Origin of the sequence: Pseudochrobactrum asaccharolyticum (assembly GCF_003314995.1) — a bacterium.
Taxonomy (GTDB): Bacteria; Pseudomonadota; Alphaproteobacteria; order Rhizobiales; family Rhizobiaceae; genus Pseudochrobactrum; species Pseudochrobactrum asaccharolyticum.
Window position 1 is genome coordinate 862,214 of the sequence record NZ_QNRH01000001.1, and the last position, 17,061, is coordinate 879,274.

General features: G+C 50.4%; 18 protein-coding genes and 1 pseudogene. 10 read left to right on the forward strand and 9 right to left on the reverse strand.

Annotated features, from left to right (window positions below):
- Together DFR47_RS21970 and DFR47_RS03995 are read right to left on the reverse strand one after the other, a co-directional pair.
- On the reverse strand, nt 1–264 hold a 264-nt coding region (locus DFR47_RS21970), incomplete at its 3' end, for a hypothetical protein (RefSeq protein ID WP_210207262.1).
- Between the two features lie 329 nt (nt 265–593).
- Nucleotides 594–1,253 (reverse strand): annotated as a pseudogene (locus DFR47_RS03995) (patatin-like phospholipase family protein); the annotation flags it as partial.
- Nucleotides 1,254–1,599: 346 nt separating this feature from the next.
- On the opposite strand from DFR47_RS03995, the gene DFR47_RS04000 reads away from it, so the two are divergent.
- Nucleotides 1,600–2,274: an outer membrane protein gene (locus tag DFR47_RS04000; RefSeq protein WP_245416430.1), complete on the forward strand. Its 675-nt coding sequence runs from the start codon at nt 1,600–1,602 to the stop codon at nt 2,272–2,274.
- A gap of 166 nt (nt 2,275–2,440) precedes the next feature.
- On the opposite strand, the gene hisI is transcribed toward DFR47_RS04000, so the two are convergent.
- Complete coding sequence (gene hisI, locus DFR47_RS04005; protein WP_113943043.1) at nt 2,441–2,851, reverse strand: phosphoribosyl-AMP cyclohydrolase; 411 nt, start codon at nt 2,849–2,851, stop codon at nt 2,441–2,443.
- Nucleotides 2,848–3,459, reverse strand: a complete 612-nt coding sequence (gene folE / locus DFR47_RS04010) for a GTP cyclohydrolase I FolE (protein WP_113943044.1) — start codon at nt 3,457–3,459, stop codon at nt 2,848–2,850. Before folE ends, hisI begins: the two co-directional genes overlap by 4 nt.
- Before the next feature lie 369 nt (nt 3,460–3,828).
- Here folE and DFR47_RS04015 point away from each other — a divergent pair, with 369 nt between their 5' ends.
- The 3 genes from DFR47_RS04015 (at nt 3,829) to thrS (ending at nt 6,752) form a co-directional block, all read left to right on the forward strand.
- Nucleotides 3,829–4,269, forward strand: coding sequence for an iron-sulfur cluster assembly scaffold protein (locus DFR47_RS04015; RefSeq protein ID WP_113943045.1), 441 nt, complete (start codon nt 3,829–3,831; stop codon nt 4,267–4,269).
- Nucleotide 4,270: 1 nt separating this feature from the next.
- The gene (gene yidD, locus DFR47_RS04020) at nt 4,271–4,633 is read left to right on the forward strand and encodes a membrane protein insertion efficiency factor YidD (RefSeq protein WP_113943046.1); all 363 of its coding nucleotides are present in this window, start codon (nt 4,271–4,273) and stop codon (nt 4,631–4,633) included.
- A gap of 151 nt (nt 4,634–4,784) precedes the next feature.
- A complete protein-coding gene (gene thrS / locus DFR47_RS04025) occupies nt 4,785–6,752 on the forward strand; it encodes a threonine--tRNA ligase (protein ID WP_113943047.1) in 1,968 nt (655 codons plus the stop codon).
- Nucleotides 6,753–6,831: 79 nt separating this feature from the next.
- On the opposite strand, the gene hspQ is transcribed toward thrS, so the two are convergent.
- A complete protein-coding gene (hspQ, locus tag DFR47_RS04030) occupies nt 6,832–7,170 on the reverse strand; it encodes a heat shock protein HspQ (RefSeq protein WP_113943048.1) in 339 nt (112 codons plus the stop codon).
- Nucleotides 7,167–8,450 carry a UbiH/UbiF family hydroxylase gene (locus DFR47_RS04035; protein WP_113943049.1) on the reverse strand — a complete coding sequence of 428 codons (1,284 nt, stop codon included), beginning with the start codon at nt 8,448–8,450 and terminating at the stop codon, nt 7,167–7,169. Before DFR47_RS04035 ends, hspQ begins: the two co-directional genes overlap by 4 nt.
- Before the next feature lie 298 nt (nt 8,451–8,748).
- On the opposite strand from DFR47_RS04035, the gene pcsA reads away from it, so the two are divergent.
- From pcsA to DFR47_RS04065, 6 genes are all read left to right on the forward strand, one after another.
- A complete protein-coding gene (gene pcsA, locus DFR47_RS04040; RefSeq protein WP_113943050.1) occupies nt 8,749–9,501 on the forward strand; it encodes a phosphatidylcholine synthase in 753 nt (250 codons plus the stop codon).
- A 15-nt stretch (nt 9,502–9,516) separates the two neighbouring features.
- Nucleotides 9,517–10,491, forward strand: a complete 975-nt coding sequence (locus DFR47_RS04045) for a quinone oxidoreductase family protein (protein ID WP_113943051.1) — start codon at nt 9,517–9,519, stop codon at nt 10,489–10,491.
- Nucleotides 10,492–10,667: 176 nt separating this feature from the next.
- Complete coding sequence (locus tag DFR47_RS04050; protein ID WP_113943052.1) at nt 10,668–12,212, forward strand: ABC transporter ATP-binding protein; 1,545 nt, start codon at nt 10,668–10,670, stop codon at nt 12,210–12,212.
- On the forward strand, nt 12,212–13,303 hold the full coding sequence (locus DFR47_RS04055; protein ID WP_113943053.1) for an ABC transporter permease: 1,092 nt from the start codon (nt 12,212–12,214) through the stop codon (nt 13,301–13,303). The genes DFR47_RS04050 and DFR47_RS04055 overlap by 1 nt, the downstream gene beginning before the upstream one ends.
- Nucleotides 13,304–13,306: 3 nt before the next feature.
- Nucleotides 13,307–14,227 carry an ABC transporter permease gene (locus DFR47_RS04060; RefSeq protein ID WP_113943054.1) on the forward strand — a complete coding sequence of 307 codons (921 nt, stop codon included), beginning with the start codon at nt 13,307–13,309 and terminating at the stop codon, nt 14,225–14,227.
- 57 nt (nt 14,228–14,284) lie between these two features.
- Nucleotides 14,285–15,352 (forward strand): BMP family ABC transporter substrate-binding protein, encoded by a 1,068-nt coding sequence (locus DFR47_RS04065; protein ID WP_113943055.1) that lies wholly within the window; start codon nt 14,285–14,287, stop codon nt 15,350–15,352.
- 54 nt (nt 15,353–15,406) lie between these two features.
- On the opposite strand, the gene DFR47_RS04070 is transcribed toward DFR47_RS04065, so the two are convergent.
- The 3 genes from DFR47_RS04070 to DFR47_RS04080 all read right to left on the reverse strand — a co-directional run bounded on the left by DFR47_RS04070 (nt 15,407) and on the right by DFR47_RS04080 (nt 16,791).
- Nucleotides 15,407–15,871, reverse strand: a complete 465-nt coding sequence (locus tag DFR47_RS04070; RefSeq protein ID WP_113943056.1) for a DUF1203 domain-containing protein — start codon at nt 15,869–15,871, stop codon at nt 15,407–15,409.
- 157 nt (nt 15,872–16,028) lie between these two features.
- Nucleotides 16,029–16,514 (reverse strand): bacterioferritin, encoded by a 486-nt coding sequence (gene bfr, locus DFR47_RS04075; protein WP_113943057.1) that lies wholly within the window; start codon nt 16,512–16,514, stop codon nt 16,029–16,031.
- Nucleotides 16,480–16,791 carry a (2Fe-2S)-binding protein gene (locus DFR47_RS04080; RefSeq protein ID WP_113943058.1) on the reverse strand — a complete coding sequence of 104 codons (312 nt, stop codon included), beginning with the start codon at nt 16,789–16,791 and terminating at the stop codon, nt 16,480–16,482. Before DFR47_RS04080 ends, bfr begins: the two co-directional genes overlap by 35 nt.
- Nucleotides 16,792–17,061 lie beyond the last annotated feature (270 nt).

Genomic DNA, 17,061 nt, shown 5'->3' on the forward strand with positions numbered 1-17,061 from the left:
TCGAGAAGACTCGAACTTCCACGGGTTGCCCCACAGCGACCTCAACGCTGCGCGTCTACCAATTCCGCCACGACCGCACTGTGTGGTAGAAACCGAATTGCTTCGGTGAAGGCGATGTAGCAAATCACTATTAGGGTGACAAGCCGCTTTATTCGTTTCGCTGCATTTTTTTAAAAGTAATTCACAGAAGGGTATTATTTCCTTGATAATCTGCGATTTTACAATGCCATCAATGAGATGAAGCTGTCGACTGGACATGCTCATAACTGAGGTGCTGCATAATAATGCTGTCATAAAAAGACAACATGTTGCAGTCTTTCGATGTTTTCCAGTTGTTTACGTGTTTCCTGATAGCCGATATCTATGGTTTCTGCTGCTCTGTGAAACTCAGTCAGGCCGATATGGCCGATGCTTGGCATCAGGGCAATATCCGGCGGATCACCGGCCATGCGGGCGCGTGAGATTCTGTCTTGTATAATATTAAAAGCGTCCATCATAACGCCGGTAATACCAAGACGTGATTCATGCGCGATAACTCCCGCATGGACGGGGCTGATTTCATCTTCATGACCTGCGCGGGCAGGGCTGGTATATTTAACCACGGCCGCACGGCCGAATTGGTCATAGTTCAGGTTCACCGCAAGCACGAGCGGTTGCTCATAGGCACGACATACCGAAACCGGTACAGGATTGACCAGTGCACCGTCGACCAGCAGGCGGTGATCATAGCGGATCGGCTCGAAAACACCCGGCAGTGCATAAGAGGCGCGCATCGCCATTATAAGGGAGCCGGTGGAAAGCCATATCTCATGACCTGTGCGTAACTCAGTAGCAACGGCAACATAGGGGCAGGGCAGGTCATCGATATTTAAGCCGTCCAGATGCTGATGAAGTTTTCGATCCAGCTTCATCCCACCGAACAAACCGCTGCCACGAAAAGTAATATCCATGAGGCTGAACATGCGCCGGCGTGTGAGGGAGCGTGCAAATTCCTCCAGCTCATCAAGCTTTCCGGCCAGATAACACCCGCCGACCAAAGCGCCGATAGAGGTGCCTGCAATCATCGAGATTTTGATATTGGCCTCAGTGAGGGCGCGAAGCACACCGATATGTGCCCAGCCCCGTGCCGAACCGCCGCCAAGGGCAAGTGCAATTGGTTGCGGAGTCTTTGAAATAGCTGGCGAGGCAATCTCAACAGGTATCGATGCTGCATTATTAAGCGGTGTTTTGCGGCGTGTTACCCATGGCAGCATGCAATATCTCCTGAATATACTCGTAAAAATGAATAATATGCAGTTTTTTTGATATATTCAGACTATGACTTTCATAGGTTTTTTTGCAAGTAAATTTGCCGTAATTATCGACGAGATTTCAAAATATTTCATATAAAACAGTTAATTAGTGGATTTCATACGTTTTGATAAAGTTAAGGACACCTTTTATAATTGTTTCGGCGTTTGTATTTCTTGGTTTTCTGTAATTTACATATTAGTAACCATAAATGTTTCCTCCATATCGTGTTGCAATATTGTTACAGCATTTTTGACTGGGTGGTGTAAAACAAGATCAACGAGTTTCTTTCTAAAAGGTCTGATAGACATGTTTAACAAAATTGCTCTCGCCGCTTCTGCAGCAGTTCTTTTCTCCGGCACAGCAATGGCTGCTGATGCTATCGTTTACAACGAACCAGCACCGGTTGCAGTTGCAAACACATTCAGCTGGGAAGGCGCTTATGCTGGTGTGAACGCTGGCTACGGCTTCGGTAAGATGAAAGAAGACGGCGTAAGCGTTAAGCCACGCGGCTTCGTTGGTGGTGTGCAGGCTGGTTACAACTGGCAGTTCGACCAGATCGTTGCTGGTATCGAAGCTGACTTCCAGGGTACTTCCATGAAGAAGTCCGTAACTTTCTACGATGAAACCGGCGCATACGAAGGTGACGTAAAAGCTAAGATTCAGTGGTTCGGCACTGTTCGTGGTCGTCTGGGTGCAGACATTGCTGAGCGTACAATGCTCTACGGTACAGCTGGTCTTGCTTACGGTAAAGTTAAAATTGAAGGCAATGATGTTGACTTCGGTCGTGATAGCGCATCCAAGACCCGCGCTGGCTGGACTGCCGGTGCTGGTATTGAGCATGCCTTCACAGACAACGTTACTCTGAAGACAGAATATCTCTATACAGACCTCGGCAAAGTTAAATTCCGTGACGAAGCTGATGTTTCTAAAGTTAAAACTAACTTCCACACTGTACGCGTTGGTGTGAACTACAAGTTCTAATCATCTGCTGAGAGGTGAAGGACGCCTCTTATGAAATAAGTTCTTCCGCCTTCAGTGAGGGCGAAAGAGCGGTCCTCCAGACAAAAAGCCCTGCGTAATTTTATATTACGCAGGGCTTTTCTGGTTTGTGCATTAAAAAATTAAATTAAGCTCTTAGTGTATTGTTTTATTTATGTAAAATAACATGATTGCCGTCGACGTTGACGACGCGGTAGAAGCAGGAATGACGGTCGGTATGGCAAGTTGGGCCATTGCCAGCAACTTTGACTTTAAGCCAAAGTGCATCCTGATCACAGTCAGTACGCATCTCAATAACAGTTTGCAGATTGCCGGACGTTTCGCCTTTTTTCCAAAGCGATTTGCGTGAACGAGACCAGTAATGGGCGATGCCGGTTTCCAGTGTCAGGCGCAGCGCTTCCGCATTCATATGCGCGACCATCAGCAGTTCATTATCATCCGCATTGCACACGACAGCTGTGATCAGGCCTGCATCGTCAAAGCGTGGTGCAAACACAGAACCTTCTTCGGTGCTGTGCTTGTCTGTCTGCGCTGGAAATTCTGGCGGCAGATGTGTCATGAACCACTCCGTAGCATTGTCATGAACCGTACCTGATTGGCGATATCTGTTTCAAAAGCATCGGTAAAGGTTGTGGTCAGTGTCGTTGAACCCTGTTTGCGAATACCACGCATAGCCATGCACATATGTTCCGCTTCAATTAGAACAGCGACACCAAGCGGCTTGAGAATATTCTGGATGCTGTGCGCGATCTGAGCCGTCATGCTTTCCTGCGTTTGCAGGCGATGTGCAAACATATCAACAACACGGGCAATCTTGGACAGGCCGACAACAGAACCATTTGGCAGATAGCCGACATGCGCCTTGCCGATAATCGGCACCATATGATGCTCACAATGGGAGAAGAAGCTGATATCTTTGATCAGCACCATATCCTTATAACCGGCAACCTCTTCAAAAACGGTGCCAAGTTCTTCTTCCGGCGACTGCTGGTAGCCTGAAAACAGTTCTTTATAGGCTTTGGCAACGCGTTTCGGCGTTTCAATCAGGCCTTCTCGGGATGTATCTTCACCCAGCCAGAGCAGGAGTGTTTTAACCGCAGCTTCGGCTTCAGCCTGCGTCGGACGGATCACATCATTGTTTTTTGTGTCGGCAATGTGCTTGTTCATATCGAGCTCCCGTAGTCTCCCTCAGTGGAGAGACGAGTTAAACGGACACTGTTACGAAGCTTGCTCAGGCAGTAAAATAATCTGTACCGCTGAAGGCTTGGCAGTTATGTCAGGGTAATTATCGGCATTTGCAGATTACAGCGCAAAAGCCGGATCTGCCTGTCTCCATCAGCCGCTCCGGACGAGCCGATAGCAGAAATGCCCATTCTATATAGAGTAAGCAGAAGATATTAAAAGGGCAAAGAGTGCCGATTTATGTCGTATTCAGGTTGTGCTATGGGCAATAGCAGCTTGAAATGAAATATTTATATCGCCATTTATAGAGCGTATTCAAAATAAGTGTTTTGAGTGTCAAAAAGGAGAATCCGGATGATCAATGATATGTATAATGCCCGGATTCTGGAATTCGCCGGTAATATCCCGCATATTGGCCGCCTTGAGGCGCCGGATGCTTCGGCAAAGGCGCATTCTAAGCTTTGCGGCTCGACTGTGCTGGTCGATTTGAAAGTGCAAGACGGCGTGGTGACGGATTTTGCTCATGAGGTAAAGGCTTGCGCTTTGGGGCAGGCTACATCTTCAGTGATGGCACGCCATATTATCGGCTCCACAGAAGCGGAATTACGCGCTTTACAGGCGCAAATGACCGCTATGCTGAAAGAAAACGGCACGCCGCCGGAAGGGCGCTTTGAGGATTTACGGTTTTTCGAGCCGGTACGGGACTATAAAGCTCGTCATGCTTCAACTTTACTGACCTTTGATGCGGTTGTTGACTGCCTTGACCAGATTGCAGCCAAAGCTGTAGCGCAATAATATGTGCCCGCAGCCTGAAACCCAGCCCCGTAAAAAATATAGCCGTAACTATCAGGGTGCATGGCGTAAAACACCGGATCGCTTGCTGGGCATCGGGCTTGTACGGCTTTATCAGCTGACTTTATCAGGCTTTATCGGTAATTCCTGCCGGCATATGCCGACGTGTTCTGAATATGCCTATGAGGCTATTGCCCGCTATGGTTTGTGGGCAGGCGGCTGGATGGGGCTGTTTCGGGTTATGCGCTGCGGGCCTTTCGGCACCTGCGGTATAGATCGCGTACCGGAAGTGCTGGAGCCGCGCTTTAAATGGTATTCTCCGTGGCGTTATTGGCACATTTCCGCAGCAAAACCCGATAATGACTAAGCTTTTCTTCTCCTAAGGTTTATTTCCCTTTTTAGATTGATTATAGAGAGATTGCCGGTCACATCTGCACTTCGTTTTGCAGGAGCCGGTCATTTTAAGTTTACTCTAAACACCCACCCGCAATCGTTGGCGGGACTGGATGAGGATGACAATGTCTGATCTTATTACTCTCGAATTTCCTGACGGCTCACAGCGCGAATATGATCCGGCCATGACTGGTCTGGCGCTTGCCGAATCCATCTCCAAATCACTGGCTAAAAAGTCTGTCGCCTATGCGGTTGACGGCACCGTACGTGATTTGTCCGAGCCGCTTGGCGCATCAGGCAAAGTCGAGATTCTCACCCGTGAAGATCCGCGTGCGCTGGAGCTGATCCGTCATGACTGCGCCCACGTTCTGGCTGAAGCTGTGCAGGAGCTTTTCCCTGGCACGCAGGTCACAATCGGACCGGTTATTGAAAACGGTTTCTATTATGACTTTGCCCGCAATGAGCCTTTCACACCCGATGACCTGCCGGTTATCGAAAAGAAAATGCGTGAAATCATTGCCCGCAACAAGTCGTTCACACGCGAAGTCTGGACACGCGAAAAAGCCAAACAGGTTTTCTCCGATAAGGGTGAATCCTATAAGGTTGAACTGATTGACGCGATCCCTGAAGGTCAGGATCTGAAGATCTACTATCAGGGCGACTGGTTCGATCTTTGCCGTGGTCCGCATATGGCCTCCACAGGTCAGATCGGCAATGCGTTCAAGCTGATGAAAGTTGCCGGTGCTTATTGGCGCGGCGACAGCAACAATCCGATGCTGACACGTATTTACGGTACAGCTTTCGCGAATGATGCTGATCTGCAGCAATATCTGACAATGCTGGAAGAAGCCGAAAAGCGCGACCATCGCCGTCTTGGCCGTGAAATGGACCTGTTCCATTTTCAGGAAGAAGGCCCGGGCGTTGTGTTCTGGCATTCCAAGGGCTGGCGCATGTTCCAGAGCCTTGTCAGCTATATGCGTCGTCGTCTCGACGATCATGGCTATCAGGAAGTCAACGCACCGCAGGTGCTGGATAAATCCCTTTGGGAAACATCCGGTCACTGGGGCTGGTATAAAGACAACATGTTCAAGGTCACCACCGCCGGTGATGACACTGAAGATGACCGCGTTTTCGCGCTGAAGCCGATGAACTGCCCGGGTCACGTGCAGATTTTCAAACATGGTTTGAAATCCTACCGCGATCTGCCGATCAAAATGGCAGAATTCGGTAACGTGCATCGTTATGAGCCATCCGGTGCGTTGCATGGTCTGATGCGCGTTCGCGGCTTTACGCAGGATGATGCGCATATCTTCTGTACTGACGAGCAGATGGCAGATGAATGCCTGCGCATTAACGACCTGATCCTCTCGACTTATGCCGATTTCGGCTTCGATCAGATTACTGTCAAACTCTCCACACGCCCTGAAAAGCGCGTAGGTGATGATGCTTTGTGGGATCGTGCGGAAAGCGTCATGGGCGAGGTACTCAAGACAATTGAAGCCAATTCCGGCGGCCGTATCAAAACCGGCATTCTGCCAGGTGAGGGTGCGTTCTACGGACCTAAGTTTGAATATACGCTGAAAGACGCGATCGGTCGTGAATGGCAGTGCGGTACAACGCAGGTTGACTTCAACCTGCCGGAACGCTTCGGTGCATTCTATATCGACAATAACTCCGAAAAGCAGCAGCCGGTTATGATCCACCGCGCTATCTGTGGTTCGATGGAGCGTTTCCTCGGCATTCTGATTGAGAACTTTGCCGGTCATATGCCGCTGTGGTTCGCTCCAATTCAGGTTGTTGTGGCAACGATCACTTCGGAAGCGGATGAATATGGTCAGGAAGTTGCTAACTTGTTCAAAAAAGCAGGTTTGCAGGTAACGACCGACTTCCGTAACGAGAAGATCAACTACAAAGTGCGTGAGCACTCGCTGCAGAAAGTACCGGTCATTCTGGTGCTTGGTAAGCGTGAAGCAGAAGAGCGCACTGTGAATGTGCGTCGCCTCGGCTCCCGTGACCAGACACCTATGTCGCTGGACGAGGCGCTGAATTCACTGCGCGAAGAGGCAACGCCACCGGATCTTCGTCGTGCATAACTGAAATAAGAAAAGGCCGGATCAATCCGGCCTTTTTGTTTATTATCAATATTTTAAATTAAAAACTTAATGCCTTAATTTAATTCAGCGGTGCGGCTTTGAAGTGATATTCGCCGTGGCTGTCGATGTCGAAGTAGTCACCGATCTGCGGATGGCGTAATGGCTCATCGCTTTCATCTTCTTCCAGATTTTGCTCTGAGACATAGGCCACGTAATCGGTTTCCTCATTTTCCGCCAGCACATGGTAGAATGGCTGCTCACGCTTCGGACGTGAGGCTTCGGGAATGGACATGTACCATTCCTCTGTATTGGCAAATTCCGGATCCACATCAAAAATGATACCGCGGAACGGTAACAGGCGGTGACGCACCACCTGTCCGATCTGGAAACGCGCATATTTTACTTCAAAGGCACTCATTGTGATCCGTCTTGATGTGGCGTGATCGCCGGTGTTGTCGCTTGTTTTTTGGCGGCAGAGAAAGATGGCAGCAGCGCTTTGAAGCCACCACCCGGACGCAGGCCCTCACGCATGAAGAAAGCACGCAGCGGCGGCACAACGCGCAGAATTTCCAGACCAGTGCCGCGAATAATCTGCGCAGGCAGGAAGTCTGACAATAATGTGCGGTTCAGCACATCAACAGAGCCGGTACGCGCCAGAATATCAGGGCGGCGGCCACTGTCATAGGCGCGGATAACGCGATCGGAACCGGCATCCTGCTTGTCTTTGCTCAGTGCTGTGATCAGTGTTTCCACGTCACGGGTGCCGAGATTAAGACCCTGCGCACCAATAGGCGGGAAGACGTGTGCGGCTTCACCGATCAGGATTGTGCGCTTGGCTGCAAATTTCAGCGGCACCAGACCGGAGAGCGGCCATGCCTGCTGTTTGCTATCAACCGTGATCTCACCTAGCATTGACTGCATTTTGGTTTCAATCTCACGGGCGAGCTGTTCTGTATCCAACGCCATCAGGTTTTTAGCGCGCAGCGGATTTGCGACCCAGACGAGACTGGAGCGGTTTCCGGGCAGTGGCACCTGCGTGAAAGGACCATCTTCGGTGTGGAATTCAGTCGAAATATTCTGATGCGGCACTTTATGGCTGAAAGAGCATACCACAGCGGTCTGCGGATAGTGCCAGCGGCGGGTTTTAATACCCGCAGCATCACGCGCTAAGCTGTTGCGGCCGTCAGCAGCCACAACCAACGGCGTGGTCACAACCTGTCCGTCGCTGAAAGTCACGCTGATGCTGTCTGCATTTTGCTGATAGGCTGTCGCATTGCTGAAATTACGGGCAATACGCGGATGCGCGGTAACTGCTTCATGCAGCGCCCGGTTCAGCACCAGATTGGGAATGTTGTAGCCAAATGCCTCAGTGCCGATTTCTGAAGCGCGGAATGTCACCGCAGGGCTGCGGATCAGTCTGCGGGTGCCGTCAACAATACGCATGGAGGCAAGTGCCGCCGTATCAGGGCGAATGGTTTCCCAAATGCCGAGACTGTCCAGATATTCGATAGCAGGCATCATTAGCGCCGTAGTGCGGCGGTCATCCTGATCACTGACAGGGCCTGCGAGCAAAACATCATAGCCTGCCTGCGCCATTGCCAATGCCGCGATCATTCCGGCTGGGCCGCTGCCGCTGACGAGAAGACGACCCGATTGCAGATTTGCATTGAAATCGGAATGATGACCGGAACCAGACATGATGCACCTCTTGTTTTCCGGCTTTTCAATCAGATAATTGAATTACCGGAATTAGTCTGCCAATTCTAAAAAACAAAATCAGATTAGCCAGCTCAATCTAATAGGCCATAATTAGCCGTTTCAACACCAAAAACATATGATTAAAACGGAGATAGTAGGGCTGATCCGGTAACTTCTTTGGATGAGCGACATTTTGTCTGTTTTTCAACTCTCCTTTTCTTGCACTTTTAGTGATTTTCGACAAAAGCTGTCAGGACTGGTAATCCATTAATCTTTTGTAATAGAATCGGCGAAGACCTTGAAAGCGAAACTGACAGAAAAACTGAAAGCAAAAAAAGTCACTGTGCCTCAGGTACGGGCTTTTTCTGTTCACCTGTTAACGGCTTCCGGCTCGTTTCTGGCTTTCCTGTCACTGGTTGCAGCCAGTGAAGAAAACTGGACGGCAATGTTTCTCTGGCTGGGGCTGGCGCTGTTCGTCGATGGTATTGACGGGCCAATTGCCCGTAAGCTTGAAGTGAAATATGTACTGCCAAACTGGTCGGGGGAGCTTCTCGATAATATTATCGACTATGTGACCTATGTGCTGATCCCCGCTTTTGCACTCTATCAGAGCGGCTTTATGGGGCATGGCCTGTCGTTTCTCTCCGGCGCGATCATCGTTATCAGCAGCGCGATCTACTATGCCGATACGGGTATGAAGACTAAAGAGAACTTCTTTAAAGGCTTCCCTGTGGTCTGGAATATGGTGGTATTCACGCTGTTTATCGTCGGACCCGGCGAGTGGACAGCTTTCGGTATCGTTGTCGTCTCCGCAATCCTGTCTTTCATGCCGCTGAACTTCCTGCATCCGGTGCGCGTTGCCCGTTTGCGCCCGCTCAACCTCACCATCTTTCTGGCATGGTGTGTGTTCGGTGTGGCCGGTATTTACTACCATATGGATGCGCCGCTCTGGGTGCGTATCGGCATCACAGCAACCGGTATTTATCTCTACTGCATTGGTATTGTGATGCAGTTCCTGCCTAATCTTGGTCTTAAAACAGCTGCGAAATAACAGGAAACACAGACTATGACGAACGCCATTCTGATCCGCGAAACCGGTGGTGCTGATGTTCTGAAATATGAACAGATTGAAGTTGGTCAGCCAAAAGCCGGTGAAGCCCGCATCCGCCATGAAGCGGTTGGTCTGAACTTCATCGATGTCTATTTCCGTACCGGTCTCTATAAAGCATCGCAAATGCCTTTCATTCCGGGTCAGGAAGGTGCGGGAACTGTTGTGGCAGTTGGCGAAGGTGTCACCAATGTTAAAATCGGTGATCGCGTTGCCTATACCGGTGTTATGGGCGCTTATGCTGATGAGCGTGTGATTGCTGCGGATCGTCTTGTAAAAGTGCCTGATAATATGGATCTGCGCCTTGCCGCATCGATGATGCTTAAAGGTATGACCGCTTATTACCTGACCAATCTTACCTATCAGATTCAAAAGGGCGACACAGTTCTGATCCATGCGGCTGCCGGCGGCGTGGGGCAGATTGCCGGACAGTGGGCAAAACATCTGGGCGCAACGGTTATCGGTACTGCGGGCTCGCAAGAGAAAATCGATCTTGCGCTGTCGCTCGGCTATGATCATGTGATCAATTACCGCGAAGATAATTTCGTCGAGAAGGTGAAGGAATTCACCGGCGGAAAAGGTCTGCCGGTGGTTTATGACAGTGTCGGCAAAGATACTTTCCCTGCATCGTTACAGGTTCTGCAACCACGCGGCTTGTTCGTGAGCTATGGCAATGCCTCGGGGCCAGTGCCGCCATTCGAACTGGCGCTGCTCAACCAATATGGCTCGCTGTATGTTACACGCCCGTCGCTTGGTGCTTATATTGCAACGCGCGAAGAGCTTGAGCGCGCTGCTGCAGCGCTGTTTGATGTGGTTGCCAGCGGTGCTGTCAAAATCAACGTCAATCAGACCTATGATCTGCGTGATGCTGCGCAGGCGCATCGCGATCTCGAAGACCGCAAGACCACCGGAACAACAGTGTTGATTCCGTAAAACCGGCGTTCTCTGCCGTTTAAAACCCTGTTGAACTCCGGTGAAAAGCAGTTTCACCGGAAGCGGTTTTGTTTTTCTTCTAAAAATTGTTCATAGAATTGTTATAAATTACATTTCGGCTTCCCTATTTTTTTCTCTGTGGCATAAGGTGGGCGGAAGCAATGTCTCGGGGACACATGACAGAACCTTCCGCACCATCTCAACAATTGCTGAATGTTCAGCGCCTGACAAAACAGTTTGGCGCGCTGAAAGCCTGCGATCAGATTGATCTGACCATTGAACGCGGTGAAATTCATGCGCTGCTGGGAGAGAATGGCGCCGGAAAGTCTACGCTTGTCAAAATGCTGTTCGGCTCATTACAGCCGCTTGAGGGTGAGGTTGTCTGGAAGGGCCGCAAGGTTCGTATGACCAGTCCCGCCTTTGCCCGTAAACTCGGCATTGGCATGGTGTTCCAGCATTTCTCATTATTTGACAGTCTCACGGCTGCGGAGAATATCGCACTATCGCTGGATGCTGGCCTGTCACTTACAGAGGTTGCCAAAAAAGCATCGAAGATCGGTGAGACCTATGGGCTTCCGGTTGATACAGACGCATTGGTCGGTGATTTATCCGTTGGTGAGCGTCAGCGGATTGAGATTATCCGTTGTCTGTTGCAGGAGCCAGAACTGATTATTCTGGACGAGCCGACAGCCGTTTTGACACCGCAGGAAGCAGATAAGCTATTTGTTACGCTGAACAGGCTTAAAAGCGAAGGCAAATCCATTCTCTATATCAGCCACCGGCTGGAAGAAGTGAAGCAGATTTGCGACCGCGCTACCGTGCTGCGCCACGGTAAAGTTGTATCCCATTGCACACCCTCTCGGGAAACAGCCGCTTCCCTTGCACGCATGATGGTGGGCGAGGATGTTGCCCTTGTTGAGCGCCCAAAGCTGGCTGCTCAGCCGCAAGGCCATGGTAATTTGCTCGAGATTAACGGGCTTTCACAGGCACCACGCGGGCCTTTCTCGACAGCATTGCGCGATATTTCCCTGTCTGTGCACGCCGGTGAGGTGGTTGGTATTGCCGGTGTCGCCGGTAACGGGCAGAGTGAGTTTTTTGAAGCCGTCTCCGGTGAGGTGCGTCAGGACAAAGCCGCAGCCATCCGCATTCGCGGACAGGAGGCCGGACTTTCCGGCATTACCCGCCGCCGTTTGCTGGGCGCGGGCTTTGTACCCGAAGAGCGCCTCGGACATGGAGCAGTACCGGAACTGCCCCTGACTGATAACTTGTTTTTGTCGCGTTATCGCACCGATGCGAAGGTCTTTCTTAAAGGCGGCTTTCTGAAGATTATCGCCCGTTCTGCGCTCTCATCGGCAGCCAGGCGCATTAATGCGATGATGGATGTGCGCAAAAATGCAGAGAACCCTGTGGCGGGGGCATTATCCGGCGGTAATTTGCAGAAATTCATTATCGGACGGGAACTGGATCGCAATCCGTCAGTGCTGGTTGTTAATCAGCCAACATGGGGTGTGGATGCCGGTGCCGCGATGCGTATTCGTCAGGCTTTGGTGGATTTGTCGCGGCAGGGTTCGGCCGTTCTTGTTATCAGTCAGGATCTTGATGAATTGTTTGAAATCTGTGACCGCATCGCAGTGATGCATCATGGGCAACTGTCTGAAGCATTGCCGCGCGATATTGTAACCGCCGAAAAAATCGGCCTGATGATGGGCGGGGCAATCTGATGCGTATTGAACTGATCAAGAGACCGCAACCCTCCCGTTGGTTTAGTGCTTTTTCACCGCTGATCGCCTTGGCGCTTGCAATGATTTGCGGCGCCATTTTGTTTGCGCTGATGGGTAAAGATCCGTTTGCTGCACTCCATGCGTTTTTTATTGAGCCGCTGCTCGATATCTGGTCGATCCATGAATTGCTGGTTAAAGCCGCACCGCTAATCCTGATCGCGGTCGGCCTGTCAGTTTGTTATTTGTCCAATAACTGGAATATCGGTGCCGAAGGTCAGTTAACCATGGGCGCGATTGCCGGTTCGATGATGCCGATTGTGTTTCCTGATGTGCAGGGCTGGTATGTGCTGCCGCTGATGCTGCTGATGGGGATGGCTGGCGGTGCACTTTATGCGGCTATTCCGGCACTGCTCAAAGTGCGTTTTAACGCCAATACAATTCTGACCAGCCTGATGCTGGTCTATGTAGCGCAGTTCTTTCTGGATTGGCTGGTGCGCGGCCCGTGGCGTAATCCTGCGGGGATGAATTTCCCTGAAAGCCGGCAGTTTCATGATTATGCCATTCTACCGGAAATCTGGTCTGCATCAGGTCGCGCGCATTGGGGCTTTGTATTTGCCATTGTTGCGGCTTTTGCGCTGTGGTTCATGTTGCGCAGTACGCTCAAAGGCTTTCAGATTAAAGTTGTCGGACAAAGCCCGCGTGCTGCCCGTTTTGCCGGTTTCAGTGCCGGTAAAATCACGTTCTTTGCCTTTCTGCTCTCCGGCGCATTGGCAGGACTGGCCGGCATCAGCGAAGTTTCCGGAGCCATCGGCCAACTGCGCACAACCATCACTCCTGGCTACGGTTTTACCGCGATTATCATTGCATTTCTTGGCCGTCTTAATCCGCTTGGCATTATTGCTGCCGGTCTTGTGCTGGCGCTTTCCTATCTTGGTGGTGAGGCCGCTCAGCTTTCTATCGGTATCTCCGAGAAAGCCGCGCGCGTGTTTCAGGGTATGATCCTGTTCTTTGTTCTCGCCTGTGACAGCTTCATTCATTATCGCATTCGTTTTGTCAGACGCAGTCAGCATGATCTGCGCGGGGAGGCCTGAGCCATGGATATGACACAGGCTATTCTGCTGACCATTGCCACTGCGGCAACACCTCTGCTGATTGCAGCGCTTGGAGAGCTGGTTGCAGAGCGCTCCGGCGTTCTCAATCTCGGTGTTGAAGGTATGATGGTCATGGGGGCTGTCACCGGCTTTGCCGTTGCGTATACAACCGGCAATGCGTGGCTCGGCATGTTCGCTGCAATTCTTGCAGGGGCAGCACTGGCTTTGCTGTTTGCATTCCTGACTCTGACATTGGTTGCCAATCAGGTGGCGACCGGACTGGCACTGACTATTCTTGGTCTTGGCGCATCAGCTGTTATCGGTGAGAGCTTTGTTGGCTTGCCTGGTGTCAAACTGCCGTCTTTGAACATTCCTTATCTCAGTGATGTGCCGCTGATCGGCAAATTATTGTTCGGACAAGACGTGATTTTCTATATCGCAATGGTGCTGGTTATCGGTGTCAGCTGGTTTCTGTTCCGCACAAGGGCAGGACTTCAGCTGCGCTCTATCGGTGACAATCATAGTTCTGCCCACGCTCTTGGCATTAATGTCGTGCGCACCCGTTATCTGGCCGTGATATTTGGCGGTGCCTGTGCCGGTCTTGCCGGTGCGCAGCTGTCGCTTGTTTACGTACCGCAATGGGTGGAGAATATGAGTGCAGGGCGCGGCTGGATCGCACTGGCTCTGGTGGTGTTCGCCTCGTGGCGGCCATGGCGCGTGCTGATCGGTGCCTATTTGTTTGGTGCGGTCACTATTGGCCAGCTGCACGCACAGGCCTTTGGTATTGGCTTGCCGTCACAATTCATGTCGGCACTGCCTTATCTGGCAACAATTGTGGTTCTGGTTGTTATTTCCCGCAACCGCCGCCTCACCATGATGAATACGCCGGCTTCACTCGGCAAATCTTTTGTACCGGATCGCTGACACAAATTTTGCGATCCTCTTATACCGGCATCGGATGTTAACAGGAGAACGGGCACCATGAAAAAAGCGCTTACGATCCTTGCTACAGCAGCAAGTATCACAATGGCGGGCAGCGCCTTTGCACAAGAGCCGCTCAAAGTCGGATTTATCTATATCGGACCTCCGGGAGATTTCGGCTGGACCTACCAGCACGATGAAGCCCGTAAAGCGATGGAAAAAGAGTTCGGCGATAAAATCGTCACCACTTATCTTGAAAGCGTGCCGGAAGGTGCCGATGCCGAGCGTTCGATCGAGCGTCTTGCCCGCGCCGGTAACAAGCTGATTTTCACAACGTCTTTCGGCTATATGGATCCGACAATCAAAGTTGCGAAGAAGTTTCCTGATGTGAAATTCGAACACGCAACCGGTTATAAAACAGCCGAAAACGTGTCCGCTTATAATGCGCGTTTCTATGAAGGCCGTTATGTGCAGGGGCAGATTGCTGCGAAGATGTCGAAAAACGGCACAGCCGGTTTCATCGGTTCTGTTCCGGTGCCGGAAGTTGTTCAGGCAATCAACTCCTTCATGCTCGGCGCACAGTCTGTTAATCCGGATTTCAAGATCAAAGTGATCTGGGCTAACTCCTGGTTTGATCCGGGTCGTGAAGCGGATGCGGCTAAGGCGCTGATCGATCAGGGCGTTGATGTTCTGGCTCAGCACACCAACTCCACTGCACCTGTACAGGTTGCAGCAGAACGCGGCATCAAGGCATTTGGTCAGGCTTCGGATATGATCAAGTTTGGTCCTGAAACCCAGCTGACAGCCACAGTTTATAACTGGTCGCCTTATTATGTCGAGCGCACCAAGGCTGTTCTGGATGGCACATGGAAAGAGAAAAACTCATTTGATGGTATGAATACCGGTCTGGTGACAATGGCACCAATGACCAACATGCCTGATGATGTGAAAGCCATGGCCGAAGAAACCATCAAGAAGCTCGCTTCCGGCGAACTGAAGCCGTTTACCGGCCCACTGAAAAAGCAGGATGGTTCTGAATGGCTCAAGGAAGGTGAAACTGCGGATGATGCAACCATCATCGGCATGAACTTTTATGTTCAGGGCATTGATGATCAGCTGCCGCAATAAGCAGTTTGTCGAAGTGATAAAGAAAAGGCTCCGCATGCGGAGCCTTTTTTGTCTTTATGCTCTGTCTATACGGCCGGAATAACAGCCGCGGGCAGCATTATGGGCATGGATATAGGCGGCGTTTTCATTACTGAAGAGGCGTTCAATCGCGCCTTCGACTTCTGTGCCCTGCACAACCTCTGCACCGATAATCATGCCCTTTTCATTATAAGCACGCAGCGACAGCAATCTGGAGCGCATAACGGCCGGCACTTCATTAATCCGGTCATAGACCTCTGTTGCATGCTCATGCACATAAATTGCATGCGTTGCATAATATGGAGATTCAACCGGCTGACAGACATGGTTGAGCAGCAGCAGGCTGTCACCAATTGCGACCTCACGCATCCCGATACGGTCAGGATAATTTACATCATCGGCAATCACGCGAATTGCACGATGCTTTGCCAATTCATGATCGGGCAGGCCGAATAAATGACGAAACGGTTCCGGTGAAAGTCCGGTAATGCGAAAATCCATTGATAGTCTCCTGTAAATTACAGGAGCATTAAAACGCACGAGCACATCAGAAACACTGCAATTCTGATTTTCAAATTTATTTTGGGCAAAGAATGTGCGTTTTCATAAATAAAAAAGGCCCCGCAAGCGGAGCCTTTCATCACAGACGGAAGCGCTGTTATTCTGCAGCGTCGGCAGGTGCAGCATTGAGCATGCCGTAGCGTTCTTCACCGATTTTTTCGAGAAGCTCGAGCTGGGTTTCGAGAAAGTCGATGTGACCTTCTTCATCCTTCAGCAGTTCATCAAACAGCTGACGGCTGACATAGTCACCGGCTTCGTCGCAAATCTCACGGGATTTCTTATAGGATGCACGGGCATCATATTCACCGGCCAGATCAGCTTCCAGAACTTCCTTAACAGTCTGACCAATGCGTAGCGGCGCAACAGTCTGCAGGTTCGGATGACCTTCAAGGAAAATGATCCGGTCGATCAGGCGATCTGCATGCTGCATTTCTTCAATGGATTCTTCGCGTTCTTTCTTAGCCAGACGTGTAAAGCCCCAGTCAGACAGAAGGCGGTAGTGCAGCCAGTACTGGTTTACAGCACCGAGTTCGAGGAAAAGTGCCTCATTAAGCCGCTCGATGACCTTTTTGTCGCCTTTCATTCCATTCGCTCCCGAATTGTTCACGTAACGCACGAACGCGATCAATATAGACAATGAACTCAGAATCATTGTGCTCGCGCCGAAGATGATATTCTTCGGTGACTCTTATGATCGTTTCAACGACATTTGGGAAGCAGCCGCAGCAACGCCCACGCTTTTTCATAGCATGGTAGACCTTGGCAGGAACAATTAATTGCCAGCAATCCTCATCCAGCATCTGGATGATAGTATTTTCGATTTCTTTGGCAGTAATAATATTGCAATGGCAGACTAACATGCTGCACCATGCATAGTTGAAACGGCTAAAGTGCCGTGTTTTGCGATAAATTTATTTGAATTAGATGCGATGGAAGTGAAAATCATATTGTGATTTTCTGCTAAATCGCCTGTTTTAATCGCATTCTGGGACGTAATGGAAAAATTATACTGATTCATTATTCCTCCAAATGGATGGGTCAAGGCCAAACATTTAAAGTTGCACTGTAACTGATTGATTTTCTAATGCTTCATGCTCGGAAAATTGTCAAACACCTCAGATTAAAACAGT